Source organism: Tenacibaculum caenipelagi, assembly GCF_004363005.1.
Lineage (GTDB): Bacteria > Bacteroidota > Bacteroidia > Flavobacteriales > Flavobacteriaceae > Polaribacter > Polaribacter caenipelagi.
Genome location: NZ_SNYH01000002.1, coordinates 512,358 through 530,933 on the forward strand (window position 1 = coordinate 512,358; position 18,576 = coordinate 530,933).

An 18,576-nucleotide genomic window follows, 5' to 3' on the forward strand; every position below is an offset into this window, starting at 1 on the left:
TATGCCTTTACTAAATATAAAGCCAACTCAAACTGCTACTTGGAAAAAGTTAGCAAATCACTTTAATGAAGCAAAGAACTACGAGTTAAGAGAATTATTTCGTGAAAACAAGAATAGAGAAGAGGAGTTATCTTTTTCTTTAGATGAATTGTTTGTCGATTATTCTAAAAATCGAATTACTAAAGAAACGATTAATCTGTTACTATCTTTAGCTGAAGAAGTTGAGTTAAAAGATGCGATTGAAAAATATTTTTCAGGAGATAAAATTAACGTAACTGAAAACAGAGCAGTATTGCATACTGCATTAAGAAGTAGCTCAGACAACCCTATTTTTATTGATGGAAAGGATGTAAAGCCACAAATTCAATCCGCTTTACGAAAAATGAAAGCTTTTAGTAATAAAGTGATTTCAGGAAAATGGAAAGGGTATACAGGGAAGCCAATTACAGATATAGTTAATATAGGAATTGGTGGTTCTGATTTGGGTCCAAATATGGTAGTAGAAGCGTTACGGTTTTACAAAAATAAGTTAAACACCCATTTTGTTTCTAATATTGACGGAGATCATATTTCCGAAATTCTAAAAAAAATAAGTCCAGAAACGACTTTATTTATTGTAGTTTCAAAAAGTTTTACGACTCAAGAAACAATAAATAATGCTAATACGATACGAGATTGGTTTTTAAAATCAGCAACGGTTTTTGATGTTTCTAAACATTTTATTGCCGTGTCATGCAATATTAATGCGGTAGATAATTTTGGAATAGATAAGAAAAATATATTTCCAATGTGGGATTGGGTAGGAGGTCGATTTTCACTATGGTCAACTGTAGGTTTGTCAATCTGTTTAGCTATAGGTTTTGACAACTTCAAAGAATTGTTAAAAGGAGCAGAAAAAGTAGACAACCATTTTAGAAATACTAGTTTTGATAAAAATATACCAGTAATATTAGCTTTGATAAGTGTGTGGTATAATAATTTTTTTGGAGCAGAAACAGAAATGATTTTGCCTTATAGTGAATATTTGGAAAAATTTCCTGCCTATTTACAACAAGTTGCAATGGAAAGTAATGGGAAAAATGTGGATAGAGATGGTGATGAAGTTGATTACCAAACAGGGACTATTGTTTGGGGAGGCACTGGGGTAAATTCACAACATGCCTTTATGCAGTTATTACACCACGGAACTAAATTAATACCTGTTGATTTTATTGGTTTTAAAGAATCTTTACATAACTTAGAAGATCATCACGAGAAACTAACTGCAAATTATTTTGCTCAACAAGAAGCATTAGCTTTTGGAAAGACAAAAGAAGATGCACACTTAGATTTAAAAATTAACAATGAATCAAATAAGATTTCTAAACTTTTACCTTATAAAGTGTTTAAAGGGAATCAACCAAGTAACTCAATTTTATTTGATAAACTAACTCCATTTTCTTTGGGGATGCTTATAGCTATATATGAACATAAAATTTTTACCCAAGGAGTTATATGGAATATTTATTCTTTTGATCAATTCGGAGTAGAATTAGGGAAAGAATTGGCGCAAAAAAACGTTTATTGCTTATAAATATTTTAAAAGCTACCTTTTTTTGTTATGGTATTTTTTGTTAATAATTTTTCTTAGATGTAACCAGTTGATATTTAGTTCTTTGCGATTTTTTTATTGAATTGTTTTATCTTAATTTATTGTTAAAACTTAACATTAAATTAATATTAGCAATGTGTAAAAGCAGGATATTTGCACCTGCATTTAATAACAATTAGATTAAAAAATGAAAACATTTAAAAATGTATTACTCGTAGCTTTGTTCTTTGTAACAGCTACAGTTTTAGGTCAAACAAAACTTACTGGTAAAGTAGTTGACGAAATGGGGGAACCACTGCCAGGAGCTAACGTTGTAGTAAAAGGAACTACAAACGGATCAGCTACTGATTTTGATGGTAAATTTATGTTAAACGCTAGCTCAGAATCAGGGGTAGTAGTAGTGTCTTTTGTTGGGTACAACAAAAAAGAAGTACCTTATTCAGGAGCGGCTGATTTAGGAACAATCGCTTTAGAACCTTCTAATGTGTTAGAGGAAATCGTTGTAACGGCATCAGGTGTAATCGATTTAGCTGAAGATAGAAAAACACCAGTAGCGGTGTCTACAATTAAAGCTTCTGAAATTCAAGCTAAGTCAGGTGCTTGGGATTTACCTGAAGTTTTAAAATCAACTCCTTCTGTACAAAACATCAAAGGGGGAGCTTTTGGTGAAGGTCAGATGTATTTACGTGGTTTTGACCAAACAAATACAGCTTTCTTATTAAACGGACAACCAATTAATGGTATGGAAGATGGTAAGATGTATTGGTCTAACTGGCAAGGAGTAATGGATGTTGCTAACGCTGTTCAGGTTCAACGTGGTTTAGGTTCTTCTAAATTAGCAATTTCTTCTGTTGGAGGTACGGTTAATATTGTGACTAAGACAATTGATAACAAAAGAGGTGGTTATGTTAAGCAAACAGTTGGTAACAACGGTTATACTAAATCGACTGCTTATTATTCAACTGGATTAAGTGAAAAAGGATGGTCTTTTTCAGCAATGTTTGGTCACTGGCAAGGTGATGGATATGTAGATTACACTCACGGTCAAGGTCAAACTTATTTCTTATCTGTTGGTTACCAGCCAAGTGAAAACCATACATTTAACTTTATGTTAACAGGTGCACCTCAGTGGCATGCAGCTGCAGGGAGAGGAAGGATTTCAGAATTTTTAGAGAATGGAATTCGTTATAATAGCTGGAATACTGATAATGTTGATAGTCCAAATACTTTAGGTAATTCTAAAGTTTACCCTGGAGGAAGAAATATTTATCATAAGCCAGTTGCAAATTTAACTTGGGATTATACTATTAATGATCAATCTTCTTTATCAACCGTTTTATATGGTTCAATGGGTAGAGGAGCTTTTGCTTCATTAAGTAGTTCAAATGGAGGTTTATATGCTAGAGGGTCTAACAATAACCATAACTGGTTTGGGTTAGTAACAAATTATAACAACGAGTTAAGCGAAAACTTAAGCTTAAATGTTGGTGCTGATGTTAGAACCTATAACGGAATTCACTTTAGAAGTGCAAATGAATTTATAACTGTAGATTCAATAGATAATACTACTGGATACTCAGGTTCTTTTACAGTTGACAAGGTGTTTGGTGGAGTGAACCCATGGTCATTATTATTCAATCCAAATAACGATCATAAACAACGTTTACCATATTATGACTATGAAGAAGTAATTACTTACTATGGAGTTTTTGGTCAAGTTGAATATTCTAAAGATGCTCTTTCTGCTTTTTTCCAAGGGGCATTATCTAATCAGGATCACCAAAGAGAAGAGTTTTTATATACTCAGAATATTGGAAAGTCAGAAAAATCAAAGAAAGTGTCTAACTTAGGGTATAACCTTAAGACAGGGGCTGCTTATGAAATAAATGAACAACATAAAGTATTTGCTAATGCTGGTTTCTATTCTCGTCAACCTTTCCACGATGATTTATTTGAAAATACTAGAGATTCAAATGAGTTAATTGATCCAGCAGTAGAAAATCAAGAAATTACAGGCTTAGAGTTAGGATATCAATTCGGTAGTGAAAAAGTGTCTGTTAATTTAAACGGTTATCATACTACTTGGGCGAATCGTACTGTGTTAAGAAATAATGGAGAAGATTTTGATACACCAGCTTATGAGTCATATCAAACTCAAGGGGTAAAGCAAGTGCACAAAGGAGTAGAGTTAGAGTTAATGACTCGTCCTTTTGAAGGTTTAAAATTAGATGCTTTCGTATCTGTAGGAGATTGGAAATTAGAAGGAAATGCTACTCAGAGAACATTTAACAATCAAGGAGATGAAATAGGAACCGCTACAGAAATTGAAATCGATGGATTCAATGTTGGAGGTGCTGCTCAAACAACAGCAGGGGCCAATGCCACATATAAGTTTTCGTCTCAGTTCTCTATAGATGCTAATTGGAACTATTATAAAGATTTATATTCTATAGGTTCTTTAACTTCTAAAGCATTAAAGTTACCAACATATAATTTAACAGATGTAGGATTTACATTTAGACCACAATTAAAAGAAAAGACTTATATCAAAGGTATTGAGTTTAGAGTAAATGTAGATAACGTATTCGATGAAATGTATTTAGAATCAGTTAATGGTACAACAACTGCTTCTTCTAACCCTTCTGAAAATTGGAAAGGAATTAACACAAGTAATAATGGACGTTTCGGTTATGGAAGAACTTGGAATGCATCTATGAGAATTAACTTCTAATATTTAGAAATTAAATATTCAAAAACCACCTCAATTGAGGTGGTTTTTTTATGCAGAAAATTCAGTACTTTTACAAAGACAAAATTTAAAAATCATGATGAAAACATTGCACTCTTATTGGGCTTATATTGTATTAGCTGTTTTAATTTTTACTGTTGTAAAAGCTATTATAGGTTTAACACAAAAAAAAGAATTTACCCATAAAGAGTTCCGTTTAGGTCTGTTTACTTTAATTACAGCTCATATTCAATTATTAATAGGTTTAGGGTGGTATTTTATGTCACCTTGGTACAAAGCTTTAAAAACAAATGGTGGAGAAGTAATGAGTGAGCCTATGGCGCGACTATTAGCTATTGAACATCCCTTAATGATGATTATAGCTATTACGTTAATCACTATAGGGTGGTCTAAACATAAAAAACAAGTAAAAAGTGAAGCTAAATTTAAGACCTTTGCCATCTTTTATGGATTGGCTTTAGTACTAATATTAGCAAGAATTCCTTGGAGTAATTGGTTTTAAGACAAATTTATAGTCCCGCTTTCGCGGGATTTTCTATTTTTGCGAACTAGTAAAAGTTTAATAATGAAAATTTTAAGTTATATACTCTCATCAATCTTTGGATTGGTGTTTTTTTCTTTACTGTTAATTTTCCATCCATTACAATGGTTAGGGCTAAAACTTTTTGGTCATGAAGGGCATCAAAAAGTAGTAAACATCATGAATTGGTTTCTGATAAAATCACTTTTAATACTAGGAATTCGTGTTCAATTTGAGAACAAACAAGAGTTACCAGAAAATACCACACTAATTTTTGTAGCAAATCATCAAAGTACATTTGATATTCCGCCAATTATTTGGTATCTTAGAAGACACTACCCAAAATTTGTATCAAAGAAAGAACTAGGAAAAGGAATTCCTAGTATATCTTTTAACCTAAAACACGGAGGTGCTGCTCTAATCGATAGAAAAGACGCTAAACAAGCATTATCTGAATTAGGAAAATTCGCCAAAAGTATTAATAAAAATAAATGGTCTGCAGCGATTTTTCCTGAAGGAACGAGAAGTAGAACTGGAAAACCTAAACCGTTCTCTGTAAACGGGCTTAAAATGATTGTTAAGTACAACCCAGAAGCCTTTGTAGTCCCTCTTTCAATTAACAACTCATGGAAAGTATTTAAATACGGAAAATTCCCATTGGGAATTGGAAGTCCGATAAAAATAAGAACTCACAAACCAATAAAAGTAGATAGCTTACCGTTTGATGAGTTAATTGCCAAAGTAGAAACAACTATAAAAGAAGCAATATACTAAACAAAACAAACAACAATAAATATAACCTTTAAATTAAATTATGTCAATACAAAACATTAGAAAGGAAGTAATGCAAACGCTGGAAAAAAACATTGACAGTTTTGTAGACAGATTCTTGATGCCAATAGAAAAAATTTGGCAACCGACCGACTTTTTACCAAACTCACAACAAGATTCTTTTATTGATGAAGTAAAAGAAATTCAAGAGCTTTCAAAAGAGCTTGATGATGATTTTTGGGTAGTTTTGGTAGGAGATACAATTACTGAAGAAGCATTACCAACCTATGAATCTTGGTTATTAGATTTAGATGGAGTAACCCAACAACCTGATAATGGTTGGGCAAAATGGATTCGTGCATGGACCGCGGAGGAAAACCGTCACGGTGATGTGTTAAATAAGTATTTATACCTTTCGGGAAGAGTAAATATGCGTGAGGTAGAAATATCTACACAGCATTTAATTGCCGATGGATTTGATATCGGTACCGCTACCGACCCGTATAAAAACTTTATATACACAAGTTTTCAAGAGTTAGCAACGTATGTTTCACACAATAATGTAGCTAAAATAGCCAAAAAGCAAGGGCATAAAGCCTTGGCTAAAATGTCTAAAATTATTGCAGGAGATGAAATGCGTCATCACATGGCTTATACTGAATTTGTTAAAGAAATTTTTAAGATAGACCCAAGTGAAATGATGTTGGCGTTTCAACACATGATGAAACACAAAATAATAATGCCTGCAATGCATTTGAGAGAATCTTTTGGTGCTAAAGGAAGCTTATTTGATGATTTTTCAACAGTAGCGCAAAGAGTAGGTGTGTATACAGGTTTTGATTATGTAGATATCTTGAAAAAGTTAAATATGACTTGGGAAATAGATAAGATTACTAATTTAACTCCGGAAGCAGAAAAAGCACGTGATTTCTTAATGAAATTACCAGACAGAATGTATAGAATAACCGAACGTATCATAGTACCTGATACAAAGTTCAATTTTAAATGGATGATTCCTGCATAAGAATAAAAAAGCAACCTATTAGGTTGCTTTTTTATTGTAATATAAACTTGTCTTGGTCATCCAAAAAACGAAAACGGTTACGTGTTTTTATTTGTGCTTCTTTATTTAAATCAACAATCAGTATTTCCTCAGTTCCTTGGTTGTTTTTAACCAAACAATTCCCCAAGGTATCATAACATGCCGTATTTCCTGTGTACATATATTCGTTAGCATCAACACCTACTCTATTCACACCAATTGTATAGGTCATATTTTCAATAGCACGTGCTTTTAATAAAGTATCCCATGCTTCAATACGAGGTTTAGGCCAACTGGCTACATACAGCAATAAATCATAATTTTCGGTATTTCTAGCCCATACAGGAAAACGTAAATCATAACATATTAGCGGACAAATTTTCCATCCTTTGTAATCAACTATAATTCTTTCAGTTCCTGCAGAAAACACTTCGTGTTCGCCTGCCAGTGTAAAGGTGTGTTTTTTGTTATACGAGTCTATTTTCCCAGAAGGGTGCACAAATAGTAAGCGATTGTAAAAATGATTATTTTCGCGAATAACAATACTTCCTGTAATAGCTGTAGATTTTCTTTGAGCTAAATTTTGTAACCATTGTACTGTATCACCTCCCATAGTTTCAGCAACAGCTGAGGCATTCATGGTAAATCCTGTAGTAAACATTTCAGGTAAAACGACTAAATCAATTTCATCTAACAAACCATTGATTTTTTCTTCAAATCGTTTTCTGTTTTCTGTTGGATTCTCCCAAACTAAATCCGATTGAATCAAAGCTACTTTTAAAGTATTCGTTGTGTTCATAATCATATATTGTCTGTACTATCAAAAATAGGATAAAAATTGTACTTTGCTTACAATAAAAACAAGGTATGCAGTCTTTTATATCAGAAACGTTAGATACTATTTTACAAAACACCAAATCGTTTGAAAATGTTGTGTTTATATTACCTTCACAAAGGGCAGGAGTTTTCGTAAAAGAAACGTTTAAAAAGAAAATTACGGCAGGTTTTTTACCAGAGATTATCAATATTGGTGATTTTGTTGAAGAAATTTCTGAAATGAAAAAGATTGATGCAGTTCAACTCCTTTTTCATTTTTATACGATTTACAAAGAGCAAGAAGAAACCCCAGATTCGTTTGATGTGTTTTCATCATGGGCATTTACACTTTTGCAAGATTTTAATGAAATCGATCAGCATTTAATTAATTCGAGAGAAATCTTTGTGTATTTGCGAGATATACATCGTTTACGAAAATGGTCGGTAAAAGGAGAATTTAAAGAAACTGAATTGATGAAAGATCACTTTTCTTTTATGGAAAAGTTGAAAAAATACTACGATGCGTTTTATCAGTTTTTGGTTGAAAATAATATCGGATACCAAGGGGTTTTATATCGAGAGTCAACAAAAAAAGTGGCGGATTTCATCCGTAAAAACCAACAGAGAAAATACTTTTTTATAGGGTTCAATGCATTAAATGCTGCGGAAGAAATGTTGTTTGAACAATTTCTGTTGAATGGAAATGCAGAAGCTTTTTGGGATATTGATAAAACGTTTTATGAAAGTCAACATCAAGCAGGAAGCTTTTTAAGAAAGTATAAAACTCGATGGAAGTATTATCAGCAGCATCCAATTCAAACGATTAAAGAATACTTTTCAGAAAGTAAACATATTGAGGTAATTGGAGCTTCTAAAAATATCACACAGATAAAATATGCGGGAGAGATTTTAGAAAAACTTCCTAATTATAATAATACAGCGTTGGTTTTGGCTGATGAAACATTATTGCCAATTACTTTGAACTCATTGCCTGCAACTGTAGATGCTATTAATATTACGATGGGGTACCCTTTAAAAGATATTCCAACGACAAGTTTAATCTTTGCTATTTTTCAATTATTTCTCAATCAAGAAAAGTTAGAAAAAAAGGAAAGTAATCTTTTTTACCACAAAGATGTAGTTCGCTTGGTAAAAGATGCTACTATTTATCGATTATTACAGGTTGATGAGCAAACCAATATAGCAGATACACTTTCAGAAGCAGTAGTTAAAGAAAATAATACCTTTATCAGTCAAGAAGAAATCATAATATTTCTTTCTCCTGTTAGTGAAGAGGTAAAGAAAACTATAACGACTATTTTTAATCCGTTTGTATCAATTAGTGAGTTTTTAAACAGAATTATAGAGTTGATAAACTTATTGAAAGAAAATACTAATGAGTTAGAAAAAGAGTACTTATTCCGATTTTATACCGCATTTACACAGTTACAAAATTTGCATAATGAGTTTGGTTATGTACAAGATTTAAAAACGTTGCATCAATTTTTTAGACAATTAATACAATCGGAGAGTCTATCATTTCAAGGAGAACCCTTACAAGGATTGCAATTAATGGGAGTGTTAGAAACGCGTGTGTTAGATTTTGAAAATGTAATTATCACTTCAGTGAATGAAGGAGTTTTACCAGGAAACCATCAACAGAACACGTTTATTCCTTTTGATGTAAAAATAGAGTTTGGTTTACCTACTTATAGGGAAAAAGACGCGCTGTTCTCCTACCACTTTTTCCGATTGCTGCAACGTGCCAAAAATATTTACATTTTGTACAATACCGAACACGATGTATTTGGAAGTGGAGAAAAAAGCCGTTTTGTAACTCAGCTAGAAATGATGAGAGATGACATTACTGAAAAGATTATTAGTCCGAAAGTAGTAACGTCTCCTATTCAATTAAAAGAAATTCAAAAGGATGAAAAAGTTTTAGAACGTTTACAAGAATTGGCTCAAAAAGGAATTTCTCCATCGGCATTGACCAATTATTTATACAATCCGATTGCATTTTATAAGCAGAAAATATTAAAAATAAATGAGCTAGAGGATGTAGAAGAAACAGTTGCTGCAAATACGATGGGAACAGTAGTACATGATACGTTAGAAGAGTTATATAAGCCTTTTATAGGAAAGTTTATACGAATGCAAGATTTAGAAGGAATGCAGCAAAAAACTAAAGAACTCATCACTTTTTACTTTTCGAAGCATTTTAAAAATGGAGACTTAAGTACAGGGAAAAACCGACTAATTTTTGAAGTAGCCAATCGTTTTGTAGAGAATTTTTTATTGAAAGAGAAACAATTGTTGAAGGATGAGAACAACCAATTAAAAATAATTGCTACCGAGCAAGAGTTATGTTCAGAAATAAGGGTCGAAGGAATTGACTTTCCAATAAAAATAAAAGGAATTGTCGATCGAATTGATGAATTAAACGGTGTTACCAGAATTATCGACTATAAAACTGGAATGGTTGATAGTACAAACTTAAAAGTACTCGACTTTGAAGCGATACATGATTTAAAATACCATAAAGCCATTCAGGTAATGTTGTATGCGTTTTTGTATACTCAACACACGCAATTTAATTTTGAAAAATCATTAGCAGCAGGAATTATCTCATTTAAAAACTTAAAAAATGGCTTTTTACAGATGAATTTCTCATCTAATTACCGAACACCAGATAATGCTATTACAAAAGAAAGGTTAGAAGAATTTATGACTGAAATAAAGTCCGTATTAACAGAGTTGTATAACCCAGCAATTGGTTTTGTTGAGCCTGTTAATTTGCCGTATTAAATAGCTAAATAAACAATTTCCCAATCTTGGTTGTGACTTGTGTAGGTTTTTAAAGTTTTAAAACCAATGGCTTTATGCGCGTTGACAGACCGAGTATTCTTTTCGTCAAATTCAGTAATAATAGAGTCGTATATTCCAGAGAATTCTTCTTTCATTTTTGTATACAAACCCCTAAAAACACCCTTTCCTCTGTAGTGTTTGTCAATACAAATCTGTCCCATTAAAATATAGGGTTTAGCACCTTTTGAAGTTGTGTCTATTTCATCAAACATAGGAATGAGAATAGGAATATCATTTCTGAAAATTTTAGACATTGATAAAGCATAACCAACAACAGTGCTATTATTTTTTGCAATGATATGTGGGTGCACATCGTTCATTTTTTTCAATAATTCAAAATCATGACGAACGGTAACAAACCCCTGTTCTTTTTTGTCTATTTCTGATAATTTTTCAGGCAAATTTTGTTGTTGCAACTCTAATATTTGAAGCAATTCTGTTGGGTTGGTTGCGGTAGTGAATTCAATCATAATTTGAAAGTAAAATTAAAAAGTGGAGCATATCGGAGTCGAACCGATGACCTTTTGACTGCCAGTCAAACGCTCTAGCCAACTGAGCTAATGCCCCAAATTAAAATCGTCATTCTAAACGGAAGTTCGAGGAGAGATTTTATTCTCAAAATTTCTTACACTCGTTTACTTTGTTTGAAATGATGCCATTTTCAAATATAGCATTTTTAAGGATGTGCATTTACCCAAACTTCACCATCTTCAAAAAATTCTTTTTTCCAAATAGGCACCGTTTCTTTTAAGGTGTCAATGGCATACTGACAAGCATCAAAAGCCGCTTTTCTGTGTGGAGAAGAAACCGTAATAATTACAGGAATATCACCAATAGTTAACAAACCTTCCGCATGGTGAATGGCAATCTTTTTTACTCCAAATTTGTCCAAGGCAGCATCTGCAATTTTTTGCATTTCTTTAATTGCCATGGGCTTATAGGTAGAAAAATCTAGTTGAGTTACTTCTTTATTTTGTGTTGCGTTTCTAACAGTACCTACAAAAACAGCAATTCCACCACAAGAAGGATCAGCTACAAAATCGTAACATTCTTGTAAATTGAGTTTTTCTGAAGTTATTTTTATAGATGTTGTGTTCATATCTGTATGTAAGTTTAACAAAGATATAAGATTGAAAGCTCAAAAAGAATAGAAACCAATCAGATTTAAATAATTATTTTTGTTTGCGAAAACAAAGAACACAACTTAAAATGAAAACATTGAACGATTTCAATTTCGAAAATAAAAAAGCATTAATCCGTGTGGATTTTAATGTGCCTTTAAATGGTACTTTTGAAGTAACAGATGATACAAGAATTCAAGCAGCAAAACCAACGATTATAAAAATATTAGAAGATGGAGGTAGCTGTGTGTTAATGTCACATTTAGGACGTCCGAAAGGTAAAGAAGATCAGTTTTCGTTACGTCATATTGTTAGCAAAGTAACAGAAGTATTAGGTGTACAGGTGAAATTTGTTGATGATTGTATAGGCTCAACTGTTAAAGAGGCAGTAGCAAACTTAAAGAGTGGAGAAGTTTTATTGTTAGAAAACTTACGTTTTTATCCAGAAGAAAAAGCAGGAGATATTGTTTTTACTGAACAATTATCTAAATGGGGTGATGTATATGTAAATGACGCTTTTGGTACTGCACACAGAGCACATGCATCTACTGCAATTATCGCACAATTTTTTCCAGAAAATAAATGTTTTGGAAATTTATTAGCAACTGAGATTGAAAGTATTGATAAAGTATTAAACAATTCAAAAAAACCAGTAACTGCTATTTTAGGAGGAGCAAAAGTGTCGTCTAAAATTGGAGTGATTGAAAATATTATTGAGAAAGTAGATCACATTATTGTAGGTGGAGGTATGACATTTACGTTTATCAAGGCTTTAGGAGGTAAGATTGGAAACTCATTAGTTGAAGAGGATAAATTAGAGTTAGCGTTAGAAATTTTAGCGAAAGCAAAAGAGAATAATACTGAAATTCATTTACCAGTAGATGCTGTTATTGCAGATGCTTTTTCAAATGATGCTAATACGCAAGTGGTAGATACTAATGAAATTCCTGATGGATGGATGGGATTAGATTGCGGACCTAAAACGGTTGAAAAATTTGCTGAAGTTATTGCAAAGTCAAAAACGATTTTATGGAATGGTCCTTTAGGAGTTTTTGAAATGGAAAAATTTGCACAAGGAACGATTGGTTTAGGAAATGCTATTGAAGAAGCAACTAAAAATGGAGCTTTCTCGTTAGTCGGTGGTGGAGATTCGGTTGCTGCGGTAAAACAATTCGGATTTGCTGATAAAGTAAGTTATGTGTCGACAGGAGGAGGAGCGATGTTAGAAATGTTAGAAGGGCAAACTTTACCTGGCATTGAAGCTATATTAAAATAAGGAAACTGCTAGTAGAAAAAGAAAATAGAATGAAATATTGGTTTTATAATGGTAATGACTTTATTGTTGTTACAGATGAGTCTATATATGTAGGGAAAACAAAGAAATATATAAAGGCTGAATTAATTTCAGGATTTGAAAAAGGAAATATTCCTAAGGATGTTTTTAGTATTCCTTTCTCATATATAAAAAGTGTTGAAAACCCAGAAGGAGCAAGTAAAATAGTTGTTTTTTACGGAGATGATTCAGAGGAGGGAATTATTATAAACAGTAAAGAAATTAAGAATCAATTTTTTCTTTATTTAAAAGAAAATTTATCAAGCTTTAATTACTTCAAAGATAAACCAAAAGTAATTAAGTTTATAAAACCTCAGATTTTTGCCATATTATTTTCCACTGGAATATTTTTATGGGTATTTTATTTAGCTAGAGAAATTGAGAAAGGTTACCAATATGAGGTTGTTGGAGGTCGACAAGGCTTGAGTGGATTGGTCTTGGGGTTAGCTCAATTTGGAACTATCAAGGTTTTATTAGGATACTTTATAGTTTTATCAATAGCAATAATGGCATTAACAAGAAGACTAAAAAAAAGAACCTTAACAGAGTTTTTAATAAGATAAATACCTGTTAAATGAGTATTTAATCCCGCTATAATCGGGATTCATTTTGTGTAAATTTTAAGAAGTAGAAACTCTAAAAACCTTGTATTTTTACAAGGATAATAATTGATAATTAATTTATGAAGTACACAACACTACCCAATACTGATGTAAAAGTTTCAAAAATTTGTTTAGGAACGATGACGTGGGGACGACAAAATACAGAAGCCGAAGGTCACAAACAAATGGATTACGCCTTAGAACAATGTGTAAACTTTTTTGATACTGCAGAATTGTATTCTGTGCCTGCTACACCAGAAACATATGGAGCTACAGAAAAAATCATAGGTTCTTGGTTCAAAAAAACAGGAAACAGAGATAAAGTAGTGTTGGCATCTAAAATAGCAGGAGGTGGTGATTATACCGCGCATATTAGAACAGGAGGGTTCAATAGAAAAAATATAACTGAAGCGATTGAAGGTAGCTTAAAACGTCTACAAACAGATTATATTGACTTGTATCAATTACACTGGCCAGATCGCGGGGTGAACTGTTTTGGAGTACGTGATTATCCATATAAAACTTCTACAAAAGAAGCTGAAAAGCACTTAGAAATTTTAGAAACCTTGAATGACTTTGTAAAACAAGGAAAAATAAAACATGTAGGTTTATCTAATGAAACGCCTTGGGGAACGATGAAATATCTGCAAACAGCAGAGGAACATGGCTTACCAAGAATGGTTACTATTCAAAACTCATACTCGTTAATTCATAGAGGATATGAAGTGGGAATGTCTGAGGTTTCTATGAGAGAAAATATTGGGTTGTTAGCTTATTCTCCTTTAGCACAGGGAGTGTTAACAGGAAAATATATTGATGGAAAAACTCCAGAAGGAGCAAGAGGAACCTTATTTCCAAGGTTTATCGCTAGATATAAAAATGAAGGTTCAGAAAAAGCGGTTTTAGAGTATCAAAAAATAGCAAATAAACACGGGTTAACATTAACGGAACTGTCATTGGCGTATATCAACCAGTTACCATTTGTAACGAGTAATATTATTGGAGCTACTAAAATGAGTCAATTAAAAGAGAATATCAATTCTATTAATATTGAATTGTCAGAAGACATTTTAGCAGAAATAGAAGAAGTGCACAAAGCAATTCCGAATCCAGCGCCTTAATTAGATTAAAATATAATGCATAAAAAAGCCGAAGTAAATTTACTTCGGCTTTTTTATTTAGAATATAGTGTAACCAATATTTAAGCTAAGTGATTTGTAGTCAGATGACCAATAAGAATAATTTCCTAATAAATCTCTGTTATTGTATCTTAATTCAAAACTGTATTTATCATACTTATAGCCTGTACCTATAACTAAACTACCACCAGCCTTAATGTCTAGAGTATTATATAAAGACCCATCTCCTCTTTCAAAAAGAATAGAAGAGTTGTTAGGAAAATCATGTAAATAACCTACAGATATGAATATTTTAGATTTTTTATTTAAGAAGAAATTATGTTTAATACCTAATATAGCTTCTACAGAGCTATAATCAACTTTAGAAACTAGTATTCCTCCAGAAATTGAATTGTTTTCGGTAGTTTTTTGAGTTTTGAACGATTGATAATTAGCTTCTAAAAGAATACTCCATTTGTTTTTGTTAAAAGGCAAAATAAATTCACCTTCTAAGCCAAAACGGATTCCTGACTTTCCTCCGAAATCAGTATTTCTACTGTCATTAAAATTTTCATTGTGAATTTTTAAAGAAGAATTATTCACTCCAATTTTAGCAGTTAACCTAAAAGAACCTACGTTGTTAGTTTTGTTAAACTGTTTAGTTTTAGAGTTTTTACACTGATTGTACTTAATAAAAAAATTACTTAGACTATTTTCTTTGTAAGATAAAGATTTAATTTTTTTTATTGAAATAGTCTCACATTTAAGAGATTTTAATAGTTGCTGTTTGTATCTCTCATTTATATTTATCCTTCCATTAGAAGGAGTATGGGATAGATATCTTTTGTAAATTAATTGCTTTATGGTATCAGTATCTTTTTTGAAGAAAAACCTTTTTAAGTTACTGTTTTCATAAGAAAATAAATTTGCGTCACCTTCAATTAATACCTTTAAAAATAATATCTCTTTAGTAAATATTGGATTACGATTGTCTGAAAGTTTTCCTGTAATATCACTAGATTTATCTATATCTACATTTGCTCGAATGTACTTCGAGAGATTATAAATTCCAAACTCTTCGACTGAGCTTATAGAGCTTATTTTTTCAGAGGAATCAGAGGTTAATTTATAGGTGAATTCAGTCGGATTGTCTTTCCAATCAAGATTCTTAATTAAGCATTCTACTTTTTCTCCAGAATTGTTAATAAAATATCCTTTTTCAAAAGTAATTTGGGCATAGCAATTAATAGTCGTAATTAAAATTACAACATAAGATAAAATAGTTTTCATTGATTTTTTTTATTAAGGATAAGATGTTTTTAATTTATAGTGTAACCTATATTAATGTTTAGAACATTAAGAGGGTTCAAACTTTCGTAAACTTTCTTTCTTGAATAATTAGTTTCGATTTTCATTTTTTTATACCTAAAACCAATACCATATATAATGCTAGTTTTTAAATTTACATCTGGACTTAAATTGAGGTTTCCAATTGTAAAATTATTATCAAGCACGTATTCAGCATTAAAGGCTCCAGATAGATATAAGCTAAGATTTTTATTTAAGAAAAAATAGTGTTTTACTCCTAAAGGGAGAAGAATTGATGAACTGCTGAAATCAGTGGCATTAAAACTGTTTTTATATAGATGATAGCTAGGTTCTATAAATAGAGTCCATTTATCATTGTTAAAAGGTAAAATATACTCAATTTCCATACCCAAATTAAAACCTTTAAACTCATTAAAACTACTGTTTTCAATAGTACCAAAATAAAATGAAGGCGAATTACCTGATTCAAAATATGAAGAATTCATTCCTGCTTTTATTGTAAATTTATAAGCGTTTCTTTTTGGCTTATTATTGTTAGAAGAGGGTTTAGTGCTACTAGGGGTAATGCAATTATTATACTTAATAAAATATTTTGATAAACTCTTATTGTTATATTTCAATATTTTAACATCATTAATTGATAGTTTTTTACATTTTAAATGGGTAAATAATTGTTGCTTATATCTTTCATTTTTACCTAACTGGTAACTTGAAACCTTATATCTTTTATATACTAGTGGTTTTATAGGTGTATTTTCAGAAGAAAAAAAGAATCTTTTTATATTTCCTTTTTCATAGGAAAATAAATTTGCTTTACCTTCTACTAAAACTTTTAAAAATAACTCTTCGGTGTTAAAAATAGGCTCCTTTATATCAGACAAATAATTAACATTATCACTAGATTCGTCTATTTCAACTGTAGATCGAACATATTTTGAAGTATTATAAATACCAAACTCTTGAATAGATCTAATATTAGTTATTTCAGCAGTAGAGTTACTATTAAGTTTATAAGTAAATTTAGTTGGATTGTCTTTCCAATCAAGATTCTTGATTAGACATTCTGTTTTTTCTCCAGAGTTGTTAATAAAATATCCTTTTTCAAAGGTAATTTGTGCATAGCAAGTAACTGTAGCAATAAACATTGCTAGGTTTAATAAAGTGTTTTTCATTGAATTTTTTTAATTTTTGGCAAATTAACATAAAAAAAAACCAATGAAGAAATCCATCGGTTTTTTTATTTTCTTATTGAAGTTTTAAATTTTACTTCTCAACTATTTTAAATGAAGAAGATTTAAATCGACCGTCTTCTACTTTCCCGGAAACTTCAGCTTTTCTAACAACATTACAAAAACCAGTATTTTCATCATGAGAGTCCCCATAATCGTCTATGTGAGCACCATCAACAAAATAGGCTTGTCCATCAACTTTTATAGCTAAATCACATCCATTTTGATTTTTCAATCCGAATTGACATTGTCCGCACGAAGCTTCGACGATCTGGGTTTTTTCTTTAGGATTTGCGCAAGCTAATATTCCGAAGAAAATAAGAACAATAAATTTTTTCATATTATTAAGGTTTTAAGTCACTAAAATTACTAAAAATTAATATCCTATCTTCTTACGAACTCTTTGTAAAACATCTTTTGCTATTACACGAGCTTTTTCTGCACCTACAGCTAATGCCTCATCAATCTCATGGCGGTTTTCCATGTAATGGTTGTACTTGGTACGAATATCAGCGAACTCTTCTATAATCAATTCGTACAATGCTTGTTTAGCATGACCATAACCATAGTTTCCACCTTCGTAATTTGCACGCATTTCAGCTATTTGCTCTTCAGAAGCCAATAATTTATACAAAGCAAAAACATTATCAGTATCTGGGTCTTTAGGGTCTTCTAAAGCTTTGCTATCTGTTTGAATTCCCATAATTTGCTTACGTAATTTCTTGTCTGGTAAGAAAATATTAATGAAATTGTTTCGTGATTTACTCATTTTTTCACCATCAGTTCCAGGAACTAATTTGGTGTTTTCACTTATTTTTTCTTGAGGTGGAACTAAAGTTTCACCTACAATATTGTTAAACCTGTTAGCCACATCACGAGTCATTTCTAAGTGCTGTAACTGATCTTTTCCAACAGGAACAATTTCTGCATCGTACAATAAGATGTCTGCCGCCATTAACATCGGGTAGGTAAATAAACCAGCGTTTACATCTGCTAAACGATCGGCTTTATCTTTAAAACCGTGTGCTAAGGTTAAACGTTGGTATGGAAAGAAACAGCTTAAATACCAAGTTAATTCTGTAACTTCAGGAATATCACTTTGACGGTAAAATACTGTTTTGCTAATATCAATACCACAGGCAAGCCAAGTTGCCGCTACACTATAGGTGTTTTCTCGCAATTCGTTTCCGTCTTTAATTTGAGTTAAAGAGTGCATATCAGCAATGAAAATAAATGATTCGTTCTTAGAATCATTTGCCATTTCGATAGCTGGTAAAATTGCTCCTAATAAATTTCCTAAATGTGGGGTTCCTGTACTTTGTACGCCTGTTAAAATTCTTGACATAGGTCTGTTTTGTAATATTTGTATTCTAAGTTATTACTTAAGCAAGCAAAAATAAGCTTAAAATTTATCAAACAAAAGAAATTACTACATTCGCACATACAGTTAAACTCTGCTGAAGAGATTTGCTATGATAAAATATAGT

16 protein-coding genes and 1 tRNA gene are annotated in these 18,576 nt (G+C 31.6%); 9 read left to right on the top strand and 8 right to left on the bottom strand.

Translation table 11 applies throughout. The features are described 5' to 3' along the window. Nucleotide 1: 1 nt before the first annotated feature. The 5 genes from pgi to DFQ07_RS05845 all read left to right on the top strand — a co-directional run bounded on the left by pgi (nucleotide 2) and on the right by DFQ07_RS05845 (nucleotide 6,655). Entirely contained in the window at nucleotides 2–1,573 is a 1,572-nt protein-coding gene (gene pgi, locus DFQ07_RS05825) for a glucose-6-phosphate isomerase (RefSeq protein ID WP_133535326.1), read from the top strand. Nucleotides 1,574–1,778: 205 nt separating this feature from the next. Beyond that, the gene (locus tag DFQ07_RS05830) at nucleotides 1,779–4,322 is read left to right on the top strand and encodes a TonB-dependent receptor (RefSeq protein ID WP_133535327.1); all 2,544 of its coding nucleotides are present in this window, start codon (nucleotides 1,779–1,781) and stop codon (nucleotides 4,320–4,322) included. A 97-nt stretch (nucleotides 4,323–4,419) separates the two neighbouring features. Beyond that, entirely contained in the window at nucleotides 4,420–4,842 is a 423-nt protein-coding gene (locus DFQ07_RS05835; RefSeq protein ID WP_133535449.1) for a hypothetical protein, read from the top strand. Between the two features lie 63 nt (nucleotides 4,843–4,905). Then, complete coding sequence (locus tag DFQ07_RS05840) at nucleotides 4,906–5,634, top strand: lysophospholipid acyltransferase family protein (RefSeq protein ID WP_133535328.1); 729 nt, start codon at nucleotides 4,906–4,908, stop codon at nucleotides 5,632–5,634. Between the two features lie 40 nt (nucleotides 5,635–5,674). Continuing rightward, entirely contained in the window at nucleotides 5,675–6,655 is a 981-nt protein-coding gene (locus DFQ07_RS05845) for an acyl-ACP desaturase (protein WP_133535329.1), read from the top strand. A 31-nt stretch (nucleotides 6,656–6,686) separates the two neighbouring features. On the opposite strand, the gene DFQ07_RS05850 is transcribed toward DFQ07_RS05845, so the two are convergent. Beyond that, nucleotides 6,687–7,472 (bottom strand): amidohydrolase, encoded by a 786-nt coding sequence (locus DFQ07_RS05850; protein ID WP_133535330.1) that lies wholly within the window; start codon nucleotides 7,470–7,472, stop codon nucleotides 6,687–6,689. A gap of 68 nt (nucleotides 7,473–7,540) precedes the next feature. On the opposite strand from DFQ07_RS05850, the gene DFQ07_RS05855 reads away from it, so the two are divergent. Then, complete coding sequence (locus tag DFQ07_RS05855; RefSeq protein ID WP_133535331.1) at nucleotides 7,541–10,297, top strand: PD-(D/E)XK nuclease family protein; 2,757 nt, start codon at nucleotides 7,541–7,543, stop codon at nucleotides 10,295–10,297. On the opposite strand, the gene DFQ07_RS05860 is transcribed toward DFQ07_RS05855, so the two are convergent. From DFQ07_RS05860 to DFQ07_RS05870, 3 genes are all read right to left on the bottom strand, one after another. Then, the gene (locus DFQ07_RS05860) at nucleotides 10,294–10,827 is read right to left on the bottom strand and encodes a GNAT family N-acetyltransferase (protein ID WP_133535332.1); all 534 of its coding nucleotides are present in this window, start codon (nucleotides 10,825–10,827) and stop codon (nucleotides 10,294–10,296) included. The genes DFQ07_RS05855 and DFQ07_RS05860 overlap by 4 nt on opposite strands. Before the next feature lie 23 nt (nucleotides 10,828–10,850). Next, nucleotides 10,851–10,924 (bottom strand) — tRNA-Ala (locus tag DFQ07_RS05865). A 109-nt stretch (nucleotides 10,925–11,033) separates the two neighbouring features. After that, on the bottom strand, nucleotides 11,034–11,456 hold the full coding sequence (locus tag DFQ07_RS05870; RefSeq protein WP_133535333.1) for a molybdenum cofactor biosynthesis protein MoaE: 423 nt from the start codon (nucleotides 11,454–11,456) through the stop codon (nucleotides 11,034–11,036). Nucleotides 11,457–11,566: 110 nt separating this feature from the next. On the opposite strand from DFQ07_RS05870, the gene DFQ07_RS05875 reads away from it, so the two are divergent. The 3 genes from DFQ07_RS05875 (at nucleotide 11,567) to DFQ07_RS05885 (ending at nucleotide 14,534) form a co-directional block, all read left to right on the top strand. Then, nucleotides 11,567–12,754 carry a phosphoglycerate kinase gene (locus tag DFQ07_RS05875; protein WP_133535334.1) on the top strand — a complete coding sequence of 396 codons (1,188 nt, stop codon included), beginning with the start codon at nucleotides 11,567–11,569 and terminating at the stop codon, nucleotides 12,752–12,754. A gap of 29 nt (nucleotides 12,755–12,783) precedes the next feature. Then, nucleotides 12,784–13,374 (top strand): hypothetical protein, encoded by a 591-nt coding sequence (locus DFQ07_RS05880; RefSeq protein ID WP_133535335.1) that lies wholly within the window; start codon nucleotides 12,784–12,786, stop codon nucleotides 13,372–13,374. 119 nt (nucleotides 13,375–13,493) lie between these two features. Continuing rightward, a complete protein-coding gene (locus DFQ07_RS05885; RefSeq protein WP_133535336.1) occupies nucleotides 13,494–14,534 on the top strand; it encodes an NADP(H)-dependent aldo-keto reductase in 1,041 nt (346 codons plus the stop codon). A gap of 57 nt (nucleotides 14,535–14,591) precedes the next feature. Here DFQ07_RS05885 and DFQ07_RS05890 read toward each other — a convergent pair whose 3' ends face one another. From DFQ07_RS05890 to trpS, 4 genes are all read right to left on the bottom strand, one after another. Beyond that, on the bottom strand, nucleotides 14,592–15,821 hold the full coding sequence (locus DFQ07_RS05890; RefSeq protein ID WP_208107676.1) for a tRNA modification GTPase: 1,230 nt from the start codon (nucleotides 15,819–15,821) through the stop codon (nucleotides 14,592–14,594). Between the two features lie 29 nt (nucleotides 15,822–15,850). Beyond that, entirely contained in the window at nucleotides 15,851–17,032 is a 1,182-nt protein-coding gene (locus DFQ07_RS05895) for a hypothetical protein (RefSeq protein WP_133535337.1), read from the bottom strand. Nucleotides 17,033–17,123: 91 nt separating this feature from the next. Next, nucleotides 17,124–17,429 (bottom strand): DUF6370 family protein, encoded by a 306-nt coding sequence (locus DFQ07_RS05900; RefSeq protein WP_133535338.1) that lies wholly within the window; start codon nucleotides 17,427–17,429, stop codon nucleotides 17,124–17,126. Between the two features lie 36 nt (nucleotides 17,430–17,465). Continuing rightward, complete coding sequence (gene trpS / locus DFQ07_RS05905) at nucleotides 17,466–18,434, bottom strand: tryptophan--tRNA ligase (protein WP_133535339.1); 969 nt, start codon at nucleotides 18,432–18,434, stop codon at nucleotides 17,466–17,468. Nucleotides 18,435–18,576: the final 142 nt, after the last annotated feature.

Bases quoted from the DNA above. Each gene is read 5' to 3' on its own strand.
- pgi (WP_133535326.1), top strand. From the start codon at position 2: ATGCCTTTACTAAATATAAAGCCAACTCAAACTGCTACTTGGAAAAAG.
- DFQ07_RS05830 (WP_133535327.1), top strand. From the start codon at position 1,779: ATGAAAACATTTAAAAATGTATTACTCGTAGCTTTGTTCTTTGTAACA.
- DFQ07_RS05835 (WP_133535449.1), top strand. From the start codon at position 4,420: ATGAAAACATTGCACTCTTATTGGGCTTATATTGTATTAGCTGTTTTA.
- DFQ07_RS05840 (WP_133535328.1), top strand. From the start codon at position 4,906: ATGAAAATTTTAAGTTATATACTCTCATCAATCTTTGGATTGGTGTTT.
- DFQ07_RS05845 (WP_133535329.1), top strand. From the start codon at position 5,675: ATGTCAATACAAAACATTAGAAAGGAAGTAATGCAAACGCTGGAAAAA.
- DFQ07_RS05850 (WP_133535330.1), bottom strand. From the start codon at position 7,472: ATGAACACAACGAATACTTTAAAAGTAGCTTTGATTCAATCGGATTTA.
- DFQ07_RS05855 (WP_133535331.1), top strand. From the start codon at position 7,541: ATGCAGTCTTTTATATCAGAAACGTTAGATACTATTTTACAAAACACC.
- DFQ07_RS05860 (WP_133535332.1), bottom strand. From the start codon at position 10,827: ATGATTGAATTCACTACCGCAACCAACCCAACAGAATTGCTTCAAATA.
- DFQ07_RS05870 (WP_133535333.1), bottom strand. From the start codon at position 11,456: ATGAACACAACATCTATAAAAATAACTTCAGAAAAACTCAATTTACAA.
- DFQ07_RS05875 (WP_133535334.1), top strand. From the start codon at position 11,567: ATGAAAACATTGAACGATTTCAATTTCGAAAATAAAAAAGCATTAATC.
- DFQ07_RS05880 (WP_133535335.1), top strand. From the start codon at position 12,784: ATGAAATATTGGTTTTATAATGGTAATGACTTTATTGTTGTTACAGAT.
- DFQ07_RS05885 (WP_133535336.1), top strand. From the start codon at position 13,494: ATGAAGTACACAACACTACCCAATACTGATGTAAAAGTTTCAAAAATT.
- DFQ07_RS05890 (WP_208107676.1), bottom strand. From the start codon at position 15,821: ATGAAAACTATTTTATCTTATGTTGTAATTTTAATTACGACTATTAAT.
- DFQ07_RS05895 (WP_133535337.1), bottom strand. From the start codon at position 17,032: ATGAAAAACACTTTATTAAACCTAGCAATGTTTATTGCTACAGTTACT.
- DFQ07_RS05900 (WP_133535338.1), bottom strand. From the start codon at position 17,429: ATGAAAAAATTTATTGTTCTTATTTTCTTCGGAATATTAGCTTGCGCA.
- trpS (WP_133535339.1), bottom strand. From the start codon at position 18,434: ATGTCAAGAATTTTAACAGGCGTACAAAGTACAGGAACCCCACATTTA.